The organism is Lysobacter sp. Root916 (assembly GCF_001429785.1).
Classification (GTDB): Bacteria; Pseudomonadota; Gammaproteobacteria; order Xanthomonadales; family Xanthomonadaceae; genus Lysobacter.
In genome coordinates this window covers 404003-415160 of record NZ_LMJF01000011.1, presented here as the reverse complement: position 1 = coordinate 415160, position 11158 = coordinate 404003, and the positions used below count along the sequence as shown (strand labels likewise).

Annotated in this window: 16 protein-coding genes; 3 read left to right on the top strand and 13 right to left on the bottom strand. The window is 68.0% G+C overall.

Annotated features, from left to right (window positions below):
- Nucleotides 1–49 precede the first annotated feature (49 nt).
- A complete protein-coding gene (locus ASE35_RS21180) occupies nucleotides 50–1228 on the bottom strand; it encodes a hypothetical protein (RefSeq protein ID WP_157489388.1) in 1179 nt (392 codons plus the stop codon).
- Between the two features lie 551 nt (nucleotides 1229–1779).
- Between ASE35_RS21180 and ASE35_RS21960 the strand changes: the two genes are divergently transcribed.
- Nucleotides 1780–1905 (top strand): EF-hand domain-containing protein, encoded by a 126-nt coding sequence (locus ASE35_RS21960; RefSeq protein ID WP_235570039.1) that lies wholly within the window; start codon nucleotides 1780–1782, stop codon nucleotides 1903–1905.
- A gap of 54 nt (nucleotides 1906–1959) precedes the next feature.
- Here the strand turns inward: ASE35_RS21960 and ASE35_RS09545 are convergent, their stop codons facing one another.
- The 10 genes from ASE35_RS09545 to ASE35_RS09500 form a co-directional block, all read right to left on the bottom strand.
- Entirely contained in the window at nucleotides 1960–2454 is a 495-nt protein-coding gene (locus tag ASE35_RS09545; RefSeq protein ID WP_057163698.1) for a GNAT family N-acetyltransferase, read from the bottom strand.
- Between the two features lie 42 nt (nucleotides 2455–2496).
- Entirely contained in the window at nucleotides 2497–3150 is a 654-nt protein-coding gene (locus tag ASE35_RS09540; protein WP_235570038.1) for a hypothetical protein, read from the bottom strand.
- Nucleotides 3147–3587: a hypothetical protein gene (locus tag ASE35_RS09535; protein ID WP_056178598.1), complete on the bottom strand. Its 441-nt coding sequence runs from the start codon at nucleotides 3585–3587 to the stop codon at nucleotides 3147–3149. The genes ASE35_RS09540 and ASE35_RS09535 overlap by 4 nt, the downstream gene beginning before the upstream one ends.
- A 106-nt stretch (nucleotides 3588–3693) precedes the next feature.
- Nucleotides 3694–4182 (bottom strand): hypothetical protein, encoded by a 489-nt coding sequence (locus tag ASE35_RS09530; RefSeq protein WP_056178596.1) that lies wholly within the window; start codon nucleotides 4180–4182, stop codon nucleotides 3694–3696.
- Between the two features lie 130 nt (nucleotides 4183–4312).
- Entirely contained in the window at nucleotides 4313–5050 is a 738-nt protein-coding gene (locus tag ASE35_RS09525; protein ID WP_056178593.1) for an HAD family hydrolase, read from the bottom strand.
- A 129-nt stretch (nucleotides 5051–5179) separates the two neighbouring features.
- The gene (locus ASE35_RS09520; protein WP_056178591.1) at nucleotides 5180–5572 is read right to left on the bottom strand and encodes a hypothetical protein; all 393 of its coding nucleotides are present in this window, start codon (nucleotides 5570–5572) and stop codon (nucleotides 5180–5182) included.
- A 366-nt stretch (nucleotides 5573–5938) separates the two neighbouring features.
- The gene (locus ASE35_RS09515; protein ID WP_057163696.1) at nucleotides 5939–7075 is read right to left on the bottom strand and encodes a winged helix DNA-binding domain-containing protein; all 1137 of its coding nucleotides are present in this window, start codon (nucleotides 7073–7075) and stop codon (nucleotides 5939–5941) included.
- Nucleotides 7076–7182: 107 nt separating this feature from the next.
- A complete protein-coding gene (locus ASE35_RS09510; protein WP_235570037.1) occupies nucleotides 7183–8067 on the bottom strand; it encodes a hypothetical protein in 885 nt (294 codons plus the stop codon).
- Entirely contained in the window at nucleotides 8064–8258 is a 195-nt protein-coding gene (locus tag ASE35_RS09505; protein WP_056178582.1) for a CPXCG motif-containing cysteine-rich protein, read from the bottom strand. Before ASE35_RS09505 ends, ASE35_RS09510 begins: the two co-directional genes overlap by 4 nt.
- 106 nt (nucleotides 8259–8364) lie before the next feature.
- Nucleotides 8365–8814, bottom strand: a complete 450-nt coding sequence (locus ASE35_RS09500) for a hypothetical protein (RefSeq protein ID WP_157489386.1) — start codon at nucleotides 8812–8814, stop codon at nucleotides 8365–8367.
- A 10-nt stretch (nucleotides 8815–8824) separates the two neighbouring features.
- Between ASE35_RS09500 and ASE35_RS21175 the strand changes: the two genes are divergently transcribed.
- Together ASE35_RS21175 and ASE35_RS09495 are read left to right on the top strand one after the other, a co-directional pair.
- The gene (locus tag ASE35_RS21175) at nucleotides 8825–9049 is read left to right on the top strand and encodes a hypothetical protein (RefSeq protein WP_157489385.1); all 225 of its coding nucleotides are present in this window, start codon (nucleotides 8825–8827) and stop codon (nucleotides 9047–9049) included.
- Complete coding sequence (locus tag ASE35_RS09495; protein ID WP_057160374.1) at nucleotides 9046–9549, top strand: hypothetical protein; 504 nt, start codon at nucleotides 9046–9048, stop codon at nucleotides 9547–9549. The genes ASE35_RS21175 and ASE35_RS09495 overlap by 4 nt, the downstream gene beginning before the upstream one ends.
- A gap of 34 nt (nucleotides 9550–9583) precedes the next feature.
- Here ASE35_RS09495 and ASE35_RS09490 read toward each other — a convergent pair whose 3' ends face one another.
- Both ASE35_RS09490 and ASE35_RS09485 read right to left on the bottom strand, forming a co-directional pair.
- Nucleotides 9584–10381 carry a lytic transglycosylase domain-containing protein gene (locus ASE35_RS09490; RefSeq protein WP_057163715.1) on the bottom strand — a complete coding sequence of 266 codons (798 nt, stop codon included), beginning with the start codon at nucleotides 10379–10381 and terminating at the stop codon, nucleotides 9584–9586.
- Nucleotides 10377–10982 carry a hypothetical protein gene (locus ASE35_RS09485; protein WP_057163694.1) on the bottom strand — a complete coding sequence of 202 codons (606 nt, stop codon included), beginning with the start codon at nucleotides 10980–10982 and terminating at the stop codon, nucleotides 10377–10379. The genes ASE35_RS09490 and ASE35_RS09485 overlap by 5 nt, the downstream gene beginning before the upstream one ends.
- Nucleotides 10983–11158: the final 176 nt, after the last annotated feature.

Below are 11158 nucleotides of genomic sequence, written 5' to 3'. Positions count from 1 at the left end.
GGGGGGGCAGCCTAAGAAGCCACCATGCGTCAAGCCTGAGCCGAAGCATTCACTCGTGGGACGCGCCCTGTTCTACGACCGACGCATCATGACTCGAGGAGCCATCGTCGATTAAGCCATTCAAAAAGAACTTGACGAAAGCCCTGACATCTTCTCGCTCGTGCAAAGAATGACGCAAGCCTGGCAAGTGATCGTCACTCTCGTTGCTCAATACGACAATTGAGCAGTTGTAGTGATTCAGAGGCGCGGCTTCGACATCAATGTTTCTTGCCCACCAGAGCCACGGACGCCAGTGCCCGACGGAGAGGGCAGACAATACTTCGGCCAAGACAAGGATTGCCGCAGGAATCCCCGCCGCGAGCGGGAACGTCAACATGCTGGCGGCTTCCGATGGAAATTCGGCCCAACTCATAAGCAACCATCTGACACCTCTTTGTAGAAAAATGGCAGTAACAGCACCAGCCACCAACAAAAAAAATGACCCCGAAATCGCAGGCAGATCCACTATCGAATAGATTGCTCGCGCAGCCTTCCGAAGCGTCTGGACGAACGACAAAACCAAAGAGGCTTCATCTTGCGGCGCGCGTAGCACCATGACGTGAAAATCATCAGGCAATCGCTTCCCCGCCGCGTAGTCTGAGGCGTCACCTCCCATCAGCGCATGCATCACCGGATGTAAAAGCGTCACAACGACAGCAGCGAAGGGTAGAGGCAGGATTAGCAGGCGATTCGAAATCAACCATTCTGGCCCCATCCAAATTCCAGCGAGCGCTATCAGCGCGGCAAAAAAAGCGCCCACTGCTGCGGCAAAAACCCATCCCTGAATGGTTCCAGCTGGAGAGCTACTCGCGAACGGGGTGGCGAGTGTGATCAAACCAGCAATTCGGCCTGTAACGGGATCTCCTGAAATCATGGACACCGCGTCAGCTGCGATTGTCCCTCCGTGGCTGTGCGCGACAATCGCGTACACCGTGTCAGGCGGGTCTTCTTCACTCTTTTGAACGATGATGCCAGCGAGCCTCTGAGCTGCTGCGCTTCTTGCGCCGAAGCGGTTTTGTCCGCTCCAAATCAGGCGGCGGATCTGGGTTCCCTTCGGTAGCGGCTCCAGCACCGAATCGTAAAATCCACCGCCCTGCTCAAACCACATTGGGTGCCCCGGCTTAGACTTCCGGCGAAAGAATCCGTATTGCCAGGTGCCAGGAACGATATACACGACGAGATTCGACATTGCCGCTTTCCTTTGCAGCAGGGCTATCCCCAGGTGAGGCAATGCTAACAGCGGCCAACTTCGCCGCCACAACAGTTGGGCAGATTTCCCATGCCGAACCCATTTGGGCATATTCTCTATATCTTTTATGTCTATCACTGGCACATATTTCTGGGCAGATTTTTGCTGACAAAGCACGGGCTCACGAACCGGAATACGGGGCCAACGCCATCATGAGCCGTAACTTACTGCGGAAGCCTTAAGCGGGGCTGCTCCTGCTCGTGAGCCAACTCGCGCGCGCGACAGATCCGCAGATGAATCGTCTGGATGCGAAGGGCGCTGAACAAGCCGACGCCGACGCCTGTGTTACCGCGCGCGGCGAAGCCTTGAGTCGCAGCGCAGCGGAGGAGGCCCCCATGAAAAGTGCCTAAAGTCGCGCTCGCGGCGACGCCGGCTCTGGCCCAGGAAACCGCCAAACCCAAAGCGATGAGTTCGGCCGAGAAGATCACAGAGATCGACAGCAACCGCGACGGCATCGTTACCGCCGAGGAGCATGCCGCAGGCGCGCGGCGATGTTCGAGCAGATGGATGCCGACCACGACGGCAAGGTCAGCGCCGCCGAGATGGATGCCGCGCATCGCGCGATGAGTCAGCAGCAGCCACCCAAGGCCAACGCCGACGATCCGCCGCAGAACTAGCGGCCGATGGACAACAAGAAGAAGGAGTGATCGCGTGCCCGACCCGCGCCGGCCTTACTCCGGCGGATGCCAGACCATATAGACGTCGGCGCGGACGTAGTGCGAACCGGGGCGCGGCGCCGGGTAATGACGGAAGCCGACGCTCTCGTACAACTTCAACGCCGGCGTCAGCTTGGTGTTGCATTCCAGGAACAGTTCGCGACCGTCCATCGCCCGGAAGCGTTCCAGCGCGCCCAGTATCAGCAGGCGCCCGAGGCCGCCGCCGCGCAGGCGGCTGTCGACGGCCATCTTGGTGAGCTCGTAGACGCCATCGCCCTCGTGCTTGAGCGCGACCGTGCCCAGCGCGCGCTGCGCGCCGTCCACGGCGAACAGCACGCGTCCGCCGTCGGCGAGCAAGTGGGTCTCGGGGTCTTCCAGCACCGTGCGGTCGATGGGTTCGACCACGAACCAGCGTTCCAGCCATTCGATATTGAGGCGGGCGAAATCGGCGCGCCATTGCGGCGCGAAATCGACGATGCGGATGTCCGCGGCAGGGGCGCGTTCGCTCATGCGGCCATCATAAAGCCGCCCAGCCCAGCCGTGCGGGCGCGCCTATTGCTTGCCCTGTGCCTTGCGCGGCGCGGGGCCTTTGGCCTTGTCGGCGCTCTTGCCCTTGCCGGCCTCGCGCGCGGCCTGCGACGGCTGCGCACGCTTGCTCTTCACGCTGGGCCGGTTCGGGAAATCGCGGCGCAGTTCGGCATCGATCGCGATCGGCCGGCCCCAGCGGTCGTAGGTCGGCACGAAGCCGCGCTTGAGGCGGTGGAACTCGGGCGAGCCGGGCTTGATGCCCAGGCGCTGCGCGACCGCGCCCCAGCCTTCGCCGTGGCTGCGTTCCCATTCGTCGACCACGTAGCGGCAGGGACGGCCCAAGACCTGGGCCAGCGCGCAGGCGTAGTAGACGTCGCCCGCGGCCCAGCGGCGCGCGCCCAGCAGTTCAGACACCAGTTCGCGCGGCGCGCCGTAGTTGCGCACCATCTCGTCGACGAAGGGCTCGCGGTAGCGCGCGCCGTAGCGGTTCACGTCGCCCAGCCAAGTGTCGACCCAGGCGTCGCCGCTGCGCGGATCCCAGCCGAAGGCGTAGTCCTGCGCCCAGCTCTGGCCGATCCCGAGCACCGCCGCGATCGAGGCCATCAGCGCCAGCAGGCGCACCCGCAGGCGCCGACGCGGCGGCTTGGGCGACGGTGCGACGCCGCGGTCCATGCTCAACGCGAAATCACGAACTTGCCGAAGGCCACGCCCAGGTCCCAGCCCTGGCCCTTGCCGGCCAGGGCCAGCGAGACTTCGCCCTTGGTCATGACCTGGGCCTTGCTGGACTTGACCGCGCCGGCATGGGCCTCGGCGGTGGCGTAGGTGCCCAGGATCTCGGAGATGTCGTGCACGCCGGAGAATTCGCCGACGCCGTTCTCGATCTTGGACTTGCCCACGGTCAGGCCGCCGCCCTTGGCGCTGATCTTGACCGCCATGCTCTGGCCGTTGCCGCAGGTGACCGTGCCGCTGCCCGAGGAGGTCTTGTAGAACACCGACCAGCCCGCGAGGTTGAAGCGCAGCTTGCAGTCGACGTGGCCGGCGGCCTGCGCCGCGGGGGCCCAGGCGGAACCCAGGCCGGCGACGGCCAGGCTGGCGCACAGCAATAGCGATTTCATGGCGGGACGACTCCTTGCGGGCAGGGCCGCAGGCTAGCACCGAACGCGGTGCGCGACAGCAGGGCGGACGACGGCACCGCGCCATGCGGTGCCGTCGGGGCGGCGCTTAGTCGTCGTAGCGCCGGCGGTCGTAGCGGCTGTCGTAGCGGTTGTCGTAGTAGCGACCGTTGTAATACCGGTTGTCGTAGCGATTGTCGTAACGACGATCGTGGCGACGGTCGTAGCGGGCGTCGTAGTACTCGGTGCGGCATTTGCCGTACTGGTTGCAGTTGCCGGTGCTATAGCCCGGACGGTTGTACTGATTGCGATAGCCGTAGGCGTTGCCGTACGGCGGCTGCGCGTAGCCGTGGCGCGGCACATTGCGGTAGTAGGTCGGACGACCGTAGCGATCGCGCACCACGATCAGGCGATCGTCGTAGCCGTAGTTGCCGTAGCGGTAGTACGGGGTGTTGCCGCGGATGATCACATCGGCCACGTTGACGATCACGCGGGCGAGGTCGTCGCTCTGCGCCATTGCCGGGGCCGGCGCCATCGCGACCACGCCGAAACCGGCGGCCACGACCACCGGGGCGAGCCATCGGGACAGTGCGGTCATGTCGTTCTCCTCAAGCCTGCACCATTGCAGGCATGGGGCGACGATGCGACCGCGACGGTGAACGATTTCGTAATTTCGCCGGCCTGGCGCGGAACCGCTCAGCCGGCGTTGGGCTGGCGTCGTCGCCCGTTCAGGCGACCGCCGCGCGCGCCAGTTCGCGCACCGCATCCGGCAGCGCGGCGGCGCCGTCGACGCGGCGCAGGCGCGGCGCATCGGCGGCGACCTCGGCCTCGTTCTCGTGCGCCCAGGTCACGTGGTAGGGCATGTGGATGCCCCAGCCGCCCAACTCCAGCACCGGCGCGATGTCCGAGCGCAGGGAGTTGCCGATCATCACGAACTGCCCGGCGCTCAGGCCGAACTCATCGAACAGGCGCGCATAGGTGGCGGTGTCCTTCTCGCTGACGATCTCGATGCGGCGGAACAGGTCGGCCAGGCCGCACTGGCGCACCTTGGCTTCCTGGTGGAACAGGTCGCCCTTGGTGATCAGGACCACGTCGTACTCGCCGGCGATCGCGCGCACCGCCTCGGGGATGCCCGGCAGCAGCTCAACCGGGTGCCGCAGCAGGTCCTTGCCCAGGCCGACGATGCGGTGCAGGTCGGCGGCGCTGATGCGCTCGCCGGTGATCTCGACCGCGGCCTCGATCATCGACAGCACCATGCCCTTCACGCCGTAGCCGAACAGCGCGATGTTGCGCTTCTCGACTTCGTACAAGTGCTGGTGCACGCCGGCATCGTGCAGGTCGACATAGGCGCCGACGATGCGCTCGAAATCGAGCTGGGCCTGGTCGAAATAGTCCTGACTGCGCCAGAGCGTGTCGTCGGCGTCGAAGCCGACCAGCCGGATGGCGGCCGCGTGCGTGCGATTCATGCGCGCATTATGCCGCGCGCGCGGCCCGGCGAAAAACCGGGCCTGCAAACAGGAAGGGCGGCCCTAGCCGCCCTTCCTCCGCAGGGGAGTCCACACCCCTCGGGTTTTACCGAGCTAGGTCGGCGCGGATCAACCGCCGTGCTTGGCCGGCTTGCTGCTCTGCGCCTTGGCCACATAGGCCTTGTACTCGTCGGCGGTCAGCGAGCCGTCGGCGTTGCTGTCGGCCTTGTCGAAGACCTGGCCCAGGGCCGGCACGCTCGAGGCCTCGGTCTTGCTCAGGTTGCCGTCCTTGTCGACGTCGACATCGCTCCAGCTCTTCTTCTGCGGCGCGGCGGCGGTCGCCGCCGGCTCGCTGGTCTGGGCGGCGGTCGCATCGGTCGCGGCGGCGGCCGCGGCGTCGGTGGTCTGCGCCTGCTCGGCCGGCGGAGCCTGCTCGGCCTGCTGCGCGAACGCGAGCGGAGCCGACAGGCTGGCGACGAGGGCGAAAGCACCGATCAGCGACTTGCGGGACAGGGTATTCATGCGATCTCTCCTGGAGGTGATGTGTTGCGCGGATGTCTGAAAGCTTGGGGGTCACCGCACGACTGCACCTTGCCGGCGCGCGTCTGAACCGATCGCGCGCGCGAAGCGTTAAAGCTACGTTCGCTTAACCACATCGCTTAGGAATGACGTTAGGCGAGTCCGTCGAAACGCGTCAAAACGTGACCTAAGGCGGCATTGCGCCGGGTCGCGCTGTGCCTGGATTGGCTGAACGCAACACAACCTTTACGAAATCGCGCGTGCTCCGGTCATGCGCGCATGCGTTCGCGGGCGACGCGCTCAGGCGCGCACGCGCATCGGCGCCAAACCGATCGCGGATTCGACGTGATCCGGGCACCGCGAGTTCGCCTAGGCGGCTTGGAAGCTCACCGCGTGCGCGAGCGTCGGTGCGAACGCGCTCAAGCAACGCTGCGCCAGCTCATCCAAGGCGGCGCGCTGCGGCTTGGTCAGCGACGCGAACGGGACGATCGCGATCGTCGCGGTGTCCTTGGTGCGCTCCAGGCTCCAGGTGCCGGCAACGAAGCCGTCGATCAGCACGGTGGCGCGCACGATCCCATTGCGGGTGAACACCGACCACTTGCGCCGCTCGTCGAAGATGCGGCTGCGGTCGGCGTGGGCAAGCAGCAGATTGTCGAAGTCGGCGAGCAGGCGCGGCGGCGCGGGCGAATCCGGATCGGGCGCTGGCGCGTCGAGCGGATCGAACAAGGTCGTGCCGGCCGCGTCGCGATACGTGCGCAGGCGCGGACGCAGGCGCTCGACGATCGCGCGCACGCCCTGCAGGCCCGACCAGGCGGCGATGTCCTGCACCGTCGCCGGGCCGAACGCGGCCAGATAGCGCAGCACGATCGCGTCGCTGGCGTCGTCCGCGCTCAAGGGCTGGCCCAGCCAGTCCGCCGCCGGCGCGAAGCCGGCCGCGCGATGCGAGTCCCAGACCCCGGCCGGCGGTACGTGCACCAGCGGCTCGACGCCGCGCACCCAGCGCGCCATCGCCGCGGCGTCGCGTTGCGGCCACTGCGGCTGCAACGCCGCGCCCAGGTCGGTGGCGTTCAAGCACTGGCGCGCCAGCAGCGCCAGCCCGGCCGCGCCCAGCGCGTCCAGATCCATGCCCTGCACCGCGCGGCCCTGATCGCTTTGCAGGAACAGGCGCCGCAGCATCGGCTGCAGGGTCGCGCGCCAGTCCAGGTAGTCGCGTGCGCTGACCAGATGCAGGGTGCCGCGCATCATGGTCGCGCGTACCACCTGACGCGCCTGCATCAGTTCGGTCAGTTGCTGGGGGCGGAACTCGGACAAGCGCGACCACAAGCCCAGATACGGCGGGTTCGGCGCCTGCGCCTGCAGACCGCCCAGGCGCTCGATCATCGCCAGCGGCGATGCCGACGACGGCTGCAGCAGCGACTGCCGCTGCAGCAAGGCGCGATTGAGCGCGCGCGTATCCAGCGTGTCGCCGGCCGGGCCGCGCGCGGCGGCGGATTTGCTTGCGGGCATGGTCGCGGTTTGAGGGGACTGATGCGAACGATAGCCGGATCGGCGGCGATGCGTCGCGCTCGCTCTCATCGTGTCTGCGCCGAACCGGCGCGCGCGGAGCTGCGGTATCAGCCGTCCTTCGGGCACTTCGGCGGCCAGGCTTCGTCGCCCTTGTCGCGCAACAGGAACAACTCGCCCGACCTCTCGCCCTTGGTGTCGCGCGCGAACAGCATCGAATGCCCGCTAGGCGACAGCAGCGCGCCGATCTCGCTGCCGTTGACGTTGATCTGTGGACCCAGCTTGGCGCGTGGCGCCCACCGGCCGTGCTTGCGATGGCTTTCGTAGAGGCCGTCACCGGCCATGAACACGATGCGCTGTCCGCCCGGCGCGATCAGCGGTTCGTACTCGTCCTCGGCGGTGTTGAGTTGGGGGCCGAGGTTTTCGACCTTCCAGGCGCCCTGCGCGTCCTGGCGCGCGCGCCACAGGTCGGTCTTGCCGTAACCGCCGGGGCGGTTGGTGGAACCGAAGTACAGCCAGCCATCCGCGGCGGGACGCGGGAACCATTCGGCGCCGGGCGAATTTACCGGCTCGGGCAGCCGCTGGGGTGGGCCCCACTGCCCGCTGGCGTCGCGATCCACCCGCCAGATATCCAGGTCCTTGCGCGGCACGCCGTCGACCGAGCGCGAGGAAATGAAGTACAGGCTGCGTCCGTCGGGCGTGAACCAGGGATCGGCCTCGACGCCGTCGCCCGCGAATGGCGGCGATGCGGGTTCCGACCAGCCGTCGGCGCCGCAATGGCTGGTGTAGAGGCGCCAGCCGCTGAAATCGGGGCGGCTGCGCACGAAGTACAGATCGCCGTTGCGCGGGTCGAAGGCCGGATGCGATTCGAATTGCGCGCTGGAGATGCGCGCCGGCTGCCACGGCAGCACCTCGGCGGCGTGGGCGGAGGCCGCGAGCATCCAGCCCCACAACAGACACCAGGCCGCGGTGCGGCCGCCCACGCTTGCGCTCATGCCTCGTCCTCTGCGCTGACGCCGACTTGCGGCTCGCCCTCCTCGTCGATGGCGACGGAGACGACGATGGGACGGCAGCACACTTGGCAGTCCTCGATGTAAGTCTGATCGCCCGCGGAGACGTCCAGCAATAGGCCGATGGTCTCCCCGCAATACGGGCAGCTCACGTCGATGAAGGGTTGCATGGACATGGTCAAACGCCGGGCCTGCGGACCCGTCCGGTCCGCAGGCCCAGAACGCTGCGCGCGAACACCCGCGCCGCGCGGCGGCTTGCGCCCTCGCTCGTCGCGGCCGCGCTCATATCGACGTGTTCGCCTGCGCGGTCGGCAGGGTCTGGTCCGCCGCGGGCACCAGCAGCACTTCCACCGGCTCGCCGGGGTTGTGGCTGCGGATGCGGAACTCGCCGGCGTCCAGCTTGAGGATGTCGGTCGGATAGACCTGGCCTTCCTCGATGATGGTCAGCTGACCGCCATCGAACTTCCATTGCGCCTGCAGCGGGGTGCCGCCGGGGCCGTCGATCACCAGATGGCCGTCGGCGAGGAAGGCGTAGGTGGTGCCCTTCTCGACCGTGGCCGACTCCTTGACCTCCCAGACCTTGCCGGCGAACTGCGACGGTGCGTCCGCGCTGGCGGCGGCCGGCGTGGCCGCCGGTGCGGCCGCGTCCGGCGGTGCCGCCGGCTTGCAGGCGGCCAAGCTCAGCGCGAAGAGGGCGGCGAGTACGTAAGCGGAACCGGGATGACGGCGCATGCGGAGCTCCATGAATGCGGTGACGAACGAAGCGCACATTAGCACCGCGACGTTAACGCCAAGCGCAGACGCGCCGCCCTCACGTCGCGGTAACCCGGCCGCGCCCAAGCTCGCCGCGACGGCCGGGCGACAACGCTGCGGCTTGCGCGCCCACGCCGCCATCCACGCGCTGCGCATCGCGATCGAACGTATCGCAACGCTCTCCAGGACGAAGCTTCGTCAGGAGGAAGCATGAAGATCCGACACGTATTCAGCACGCCCGATCTAGCCAGCGCCCAGGCCGCGATGAACGCCGCCCTGGAAGCCGGTGTGCACGACGACGACATCCTGTTGATCGCGCGCTCGGACATCGAGCTCGCGTCGATCCCCAACGAACGCAAGGAAGCCGACACCGACCTGATGCCGGCCGCGTTGCGCGGCGCCGGCATCGGCGGCGCGGCAGGATTGGCGGCGGGCCTGGCGGTGGTCGCGGCCACGCCGATCGCGCTGACCCTGGCCGGCGCCGCGGCGGCGACCATGGCCGGTGCGATGGTCGGCTGCTGGGCCTCGGCGCTGGTGGGCTCGTCCCTGCCCGATCCGATCCGGCGCAAGTTCCACGACGAGATCGAGGCCGGCCGCATCCTGGTGGTGGTCGACGGCAGCAAGGAACTGCTGACCGCGGCTGAGCCGCGCATCGTCGCCCAGAGCGGCGCGACGCCGCTGCCGTTCGAGGCGCACAAGGCCGCGCTGGCCTGAGGCTAGCGAACCGCGCCGCCGCTTCGCGCTCGCGTCAGCGCTTCTTGCCCGCGCGCTTGGGCTTGGGCGCGAGCGCGGCGCGGTAGTTCTCGTGCAGGGCCTGGACCTTGGCGATGTAGGCCTGGGTCTCGCGGTAGGGCGGTACGCCGCCGTAGCGTGCGACCACGCCGATGCCGGCGTTGTAGGCCGCCGCGACCAGGGTCAGATCGCCCTTGTAGCGACGGATCAGTTGCTTGAGGTGGCGCGCGCCGCCGTTGATCGAGTCCTCGGCCGAGAACGGATCGACCACGCCGTATTCCCTCGCCGTGGCCGGCATCAGCTGCATCACGCCCTGCGCGCCCTTGGGGGAGACCGCGGCGGCGTTGAAGCCGCTTTCGGCATGGGCGATCGCGCGCAACCAGGCGTCGTCGACGCCGGTGGCCTTGGCGGCGGAACGGAACTGCGCCGCGTACTTGTCCAACTGCGGCTTGCCGACCCGGCCCAAGCCGACGTGCGCGGGTTCGCCCGGCGGCGTTTCCACCATGAACGACAGCACCTTGGTCGAGCCGGGCAGATTGCGCGTGCTGTAGACGGTCTGGCCGTCCTGCTGGCGTTCGTAGAGGGTGCCGTTGATGACGCCCATCGAGCCCCACAGATTGGGCACCTTGGCGACGTTGTCGTCGAACTCGCGCACCTCGCAGCGCGAGCCCGGCTCGGGCGCGGTCGCCAGGCTGACCGAGCCGTCGCGGCCGACGCAGCGGTAGACCTTGCGTGCGTGCGCGCTGCCGGCCGCCCCCAAGGCCAGCACGGCGCCCAGCACGATCGCCAGCGGCAGGGGCGGACGCCTGTTAATGAGCGGCCGCCGGTTCGCCGGACTGCAGCGCGACCACGCGCACATCCACGCGCTTGCAGTCCTTGTCCTGGCAGATGCCGTTGATCCAGGCCTCGCCGTTGCCGAACATCACGCCCTTGCCGCTGACGGCCAGCTCGGCGTACTTCTGCTCGGTCACGACCTTGGCGATCGCCGGCGTCACGATGCGGTCGTAGGCGGCGACGAAGGCGGCCGCGTCCTGGATCTTGGTCGGCTTGCCGGCAAGGGTCGCGTTGAACGGATAGTCGGCCATCCGGGCCACCGCCGCGGCGTCGTGCGCGGCCACCGCTTTCTGGAAGGCGAGGATCGCCGGCTCGTACAGCGCCGGATCGCCCAGCACTTCCTCGATCGACTGGTTGACCTGGGCCCGGCCCGCGTCGTTCGTGGGCGGCGTAGGCGCGGGATCGGCGGCAGGCGCTTCCGGACTTGCGACCGCGGGCGGAACGGCGGGCGGGTCCACCACGGGCGCGGCAGGCGCGGCGGGCGCGTCGGGCGCGGCAGGCGCCGGAAGCTCGCTGGGCGGCACGGGCTTGCAGGCGGCCAGCAGGGCGACAGTGGCGGCGGTCAGGATCAGCGCTCTCATCGGGTCGATCTCCTTGAGGATCGGCGGCCAGCGGCGGCCGAGGCGTGCGGATAGTAGCGCCGTAGCCGTGATTCCCGGCCTAACGGGCGCCCAACCGGTGGCGGCGGTCGCGATACGGCGCGCCCGCGCTGGATTCGCGGGCGCCCACTCGGGCACTCTGGCCCTCACGCTCCCGC

What these genes read in the sequence shown, in the direction of transcription:
- ASE35_RS09495 (WP_057160374.1), top strand. Translation starts at nt 9,046, where the DNA reads ATGAAGATCCGACACGTATTCAGCACGCCCGATCTAGCCAGCGCCCAG.
- ASE35_RS09530 (WP_056178596.1), bottom strand. Translation starts at nt 4,182, where the DNA reads ATGACCGCACTGTCCCGATGGCTCGCCCCGGTGGTCGTGGCCGCCGGT.
- ASE35_RS09500 (WP_157489386.1), bottom strand. Translation starts at nt 8,814, where the DNA reads ATGCGCCGTCATCCCGGTTCCGCTTACGTACTCGCCGCCCTCTTCGCG.
- ASE35_RS21960 (WP_235570039.1), top strand. Translation starts at nt 1,780, where the DNA reads ATGTTCGAGCAGATGGATGCCGACCACGACGGCAAGGTCAGCGCCGCC.
- ASE35_RS21180 (WP_157489388.1), bottom strand. Translation starts at nt 1,228, where the DNA reads ATGTCGAATCTCGTCGTGTATATCGTTCCTGGCACCTGGCAATACGGA.
- ASE35_RS09520 (WP_056178591.1), bottom strand. Translation starts at nt 5,572, where the DNA reads ATGAATACCCTGTCCCGCAAGTCGCTGATCGGTGCTTTCGCCCTCGTC.
- ASE35_RS09535 (WP_056178598.1), bottom strand. Translation starts at nt 3,587, where the DNA reads ATGAAATCGCTATTGCTGTGCGCCAGCCTGGCCGTCGCCGGCCTGGGT.
- ASE35_RS09510 (WP_235570037.1), bottom strand. Translation starts at nt 8,067, where the DNA reads ATGAGCGCAAGCGTGGGCGGCCGCACCGCGGCCTGGTGTCTGTTGTGG.
- ASE35_RS09505 (WP_056178582.1), bottom strand. Translation starts at nt 8,258, where the DNA reads ATGTCCATGCAACCCTTCATCGACGTGAGCTGCCCGTATTGCGGGGAG.
- ASE35_RS09515 (WP_057163696.1), bottom strand. Translation starts at nt 7,075, where the DNA reads ATGCCCGCAAGCAAATCCGCCGCCGCGCGCGGCCCGGCCGGCGACACG.
- ASE35_RS09485 (WP_057163694.1), bottom strand. Translation starts at nt 10,982, where the DNA reads ATGAGAGCGCTGATCCTGACCGCCGCCACTGTCGCCCTGCTGGCCGCC.
- ASE35_RS09525 (WP_056178593.1), bottom strand. Translation starts at nt 5,050, where the DNA reads ATGAATCGCACGCACGCGGCCGCCATCCGGCTGGTCGGCTTCGACGCC.
- ASE35_RS09545 (WP_057163698.1), bottom strand. Translation starts at nt 2,454, where the DNA reads ATGAGCGAACGCGCCCCTGCCGCGGACATCCGCATCGTCGATTTCGCG.
- ASE35_RS21175 (WP_157489385.1), top strand. Translation starts at nt 8,825, where the DNA reads ATGAATGCGGTGACGAACGAAGCGCACATTAGCACCGCGACGTTAACG.